4 protein-coding genes are annotated in these 3,081 nt (G+C 63.4%); 1 reads left to right on the plus strand and 3 read right to left on the minus strand.

Annotated elements, in window-relative coordinates; all coding sequences use genetic code 11:
- Positions 1-115 precede the first annotated feature (115 nt).
- Positions 116-508: a Co2+/Mg2+ efflux protein ApaG gene (gene apaG / locus WB528_RS15245; protein ID WP_423889246.1), complete on the plus strand. Its 393-nt coding sequence runs from the start codon at positions 116-118 to the stop codon at positions 506-508.
- Between the two features lie 202 nt (positions 509-710).
- On the opposite strand, the gene WB528_RS15250 is transcribed toward apaG, so the two are convergent.
- The 3 genes from WB528_RS15250 to WB528_RS15260 form a co-directional block, all read right to left on the minus strand.
- Positions 711-1,724 (minus strand): Hsp33 family molecular chaperone, encoded by a 1,014-nt coding sequence (locus WB528_RS15250; RefSeq protein WP_423889247.1) that lies wholly within the window; start codon positions 1,722-1,724, stop codon positions 711-713.
- A 189-nt stretch (positions 1,725-1,913) separates the two neighbouring features.
- Complete coding sequence (gene argF, locus WB528_RS15255) at positions 1,914-2,852, minus strand: ornithine carbamoyltransferase (RefSeq protein WP_423889248.1); 939 nt, start codon at positions 2,850-2,852, stop codon at positions 1,914-1,916.
- A partial coding sequence (locus WB528_RS15260; RefSeq protein WP_423889249.1) for an aminotransferase class III-fold pyridoxal phosphate-dependent enzyme occupies positions 2,849-3,081 on the minus strand: 233 nt, incomplete at its 5' end. The genes WB528_RS15260 and argF, both read right to left, overlap by 4 nt.

Raw genomic sequence — 3,081 nt, forward strand, 5'->3', positions numbered from 1 at the left:
GAACTGTGGTGAAACGGCGATAGAAAAAGACCGGGTCCGGCCCCCCGGCACAATTGGTTCTGTTCCGGCGATCGGATAGAATGGTACGTTGATTTGAAGACACGATCGAGCCCGCATGTACCGCACCGTTACCCGCGACATCGAAGTAACCGTAGAGCCGAACTTCCTCCCCGAGCGCTCGTCGGTGGAAAAGCAGCAATATTTCTGGTCCTATACCATCGTGATCACCAATTCCGGCCATGAGACGGTGCAGCTGCGCACGCGGCACTGGATCATTACCGATGCCACCGGCCGCCGGCAGGAAGTCCGCGGCGAAGGGGTGGTTGGCGAACAACCGGTGCTCGCGCCAGGCGAACGCTTCGAATACACCTCCGGCGTTCCACTGCCGACCACCTCCGGATTCATGACCGGCCGCTATCAGATGGTGAACGAGAGTGGTGAGAAGTTCGAGATCGACGTGCCGACTTTTTCGCTCGACAGCCCCGAGGCAAAACGCGTGTTGAACTGACGCAGATAAACCAAATGCGTCCGCCTCGCCGCTAAATTAATCCCGGAAATTCCGAAATCATCGCAGCAGGCCACTAATTCCTGCAGAATCGTCCGCCGTCGCGATGGCCGGAAGAATCCAACGCGCAGCTCCCGCCCAACGGCTTGGCGGATGGCAATGCAGGAGCAACGGTAGGCATCCTCGTGCGCGCAGAAGCCGCGCTTTAGGCCGCGCCTTCTTCGACGCCAGCTTCCAGCGGCGTGAACTGGTAGATCGAGGAACAGAACTCGCAGGTCACCACCACCATGCCGTCCTTGACCATCTCGGCGCGGTCTTGCGGGGCGAAGCTCTTGAGCATCGCGGAGACCGCATCACGCGAGCACGAGCATTTCGCCTGCAAGGCAAGCAGATTGAACACCCGCACACCGCGTTCGTGAAACAGCCGGTAGAGCAGCCGCTCGCCCGACAAATCGGGATCGATCAGTTCGACATCCTCAACCGTCGAGATCAGCGACTGGCCCTCGACCCAGGCATCGTCGTCCGCAACCATGTGCGCTAACGTACCCTCCGGCGCGTCGCCCGGATCGAGATCGGCCTGCCGCGCGCGCTCGGGCGCCTTGGGGAGAAATTGCAATAGCATGCCGCCGCCGCGCCAACGGCGTCGCGCACCGCCCTCGCCGCCCCGCCACTCCTCGCCGACGGCGAGCCGCACGCGGGTCGGGATTTGCTCCGAGCGCAGGAAATACTCGTGCGCGGCGTCTTCCAGGCTGCCGCCATCGAGTGCGACCAGGCCCTGATAGCGGCTCATCTCCTGGCCCTGATCGATGGTCATCGCCAGATGGCCCTTGCCGAGCAGGCTGCCTGAATCCTGGCCCTCCTTGATCCGGCTTGCATCGAAGCGCGCATAGGCGCGCAGGCGATCGGGCGCCTGGAAGTCCACAATCAAGAATGACACCGGACCATCGGTCTGGGTCTGCAGGATGAAGCGGCCATCGAACTTCAGGGACGAGCCAAGCAGTGTCGTCAGCACGATCGCCTCGCCGAGCAGCTTGGCGACCGGCGGTGGATAGTCGTGCTTGGCAAGGAGGTCGTCGAGCCCGGGACCGAGGCGCGTCAGCCGCCCGCGCAGATCGAGCGCCGCGACCTCGAACGGCAGCACGGCATCGTCCTGCGGCACGTGCGACGGCGCCCGCACCGGCGTTTCCTTGATTTTAATGTCGGGGGGATTGGAACTCATGGCGCTTATCTGGGGTCGGATGGTACAAAGTGAAAGCCTGAAAGGCGCGGAAAATTATCTCTACAGTCGTCCCCCGCGTGCGCGGGGACCCATAGCTACAGGCGTTCGTTACGACGCAGGGCGTCCACCGCCATGCCATATCCGGCGATCACGCGGTATGGGTCCCTGCTTCGCAAGGACGACGCTACCTTACCCCACCGCCTCGAGGCACCAGGCCAGAATGCCTTTTTGCACGTGCAGACGATTTTCGGCTTCGTCGAACACTACCGATTGCGGGCCGTCGATGACTTCATCGGTGACTTCGTCACCGCGATGGGCGGGCAGGCAGTGCATGAACAGCGCGTCGGGCTTGGCCAGCGACATCAGCCTGGCATTGACCTGATACGGCCGGAGCAGGTTGTGACGATGCTCGCCGTCCTTGTCGCCCATCGAGAACCAGGTGTCGGTGACCACACAATCGGCGCCGCGCACTGCAGCCTCCGGATCGGAGCCGAGCACGATCGGCGCCTGCGTCGCCTTGATCCAGTCCCGCATCGCCTTGTTCGGCGCGAGCTCGGGCGGCGTTGCCACCTTCAGATTGAACTTGAAGCGTTCGGCCGCATGCGCCCACGACGCGAGCACGTTGTTGTCGTCGCCGCTCCAGGCCACGGTGCGGCCCTGGATCGGACCGCGATGCTCCTCGAACGTCATCACATCCGCCATCACCTGACAGGGATGGGAACGCCGCGTCAGCCCGTTGATGACGGGCACGGTGGCGTGCGCGGCCAATTCCAGCAGCGCCTCGTGGTTGAGAATGCGGATCATGATAATGTCGACATAGCGCGACAGCACGCGCGCGGTGTCGGAGATCGTCTCACCGCGCCCGAGTTGCATTTCGGCGCCGGTCAGCATGATCGCCTCACCGCCGAGCTGGCGCATGCCGACATCGAACGACACACGCGTGCGCGTCGAGGGCTTTTCGAAAATCATCGCGAGCGTCTTGCCCGTCAGCGGCTTGTCGGCCGGCATCCCGCCGCTCTTTTGCGCCTTCAGCTTCGCCTTCATGGCAAAGCTCGCCGCAAGCACGCCGCGCAGCTCTTTCAGCGGAAGCTCGTTGAGGTCCAGGAAATGACGCAGCGCCTTGCTCATGACCCCGCCTTCTTGTCATGCGCCGCTGAAAGCGCGGCGCATGCTCGCTCAAGCGACTGCACGGATTGTTCGATCTCGGCCTCCGAGACGATCAGCGGCGCCAGGAAACGCACGACGTTGTCGCCGGCGCCGACCGTGAGCAGCTTCTGCTCGCGCAGCGCGGTCACAAGATCGGCTGACGGCACCACCGCCTTGACGCCGATCAGAAGCCCCTCGCCGCGCACTTCCG

Source organism: Bradyrhizobium sp. (assembly GCF_049586575.1).
GTDB lineage: Bacteria > Pseudomonadota > Alphaproteobacteria > Rhizobiales > Xanthobacteraceae > Bradyrhizobium.

Coding starts and splice junctions, on each gene's coding strand:
- argF (WP_423889248.1), bottom strand. CDS start 2,852: ATGAGCAAGGCGCTGCGTCATTTCCTGGACCTCAACGAGCTTCCGCTG.
- apaG (WP_423889246.1), top strand. CDS start 116: ATGTACCGCACCGTTACCCGCGACATCGAAGTAACCGTAGAGCCGAAC.
- WB528_RS15250 (WP_423889247.1), bottom strand. CDS start 1,724: ATGAGTTCCAATCCCCCCGACATTAAAATCAAGGAAACGCCGGTGCGG.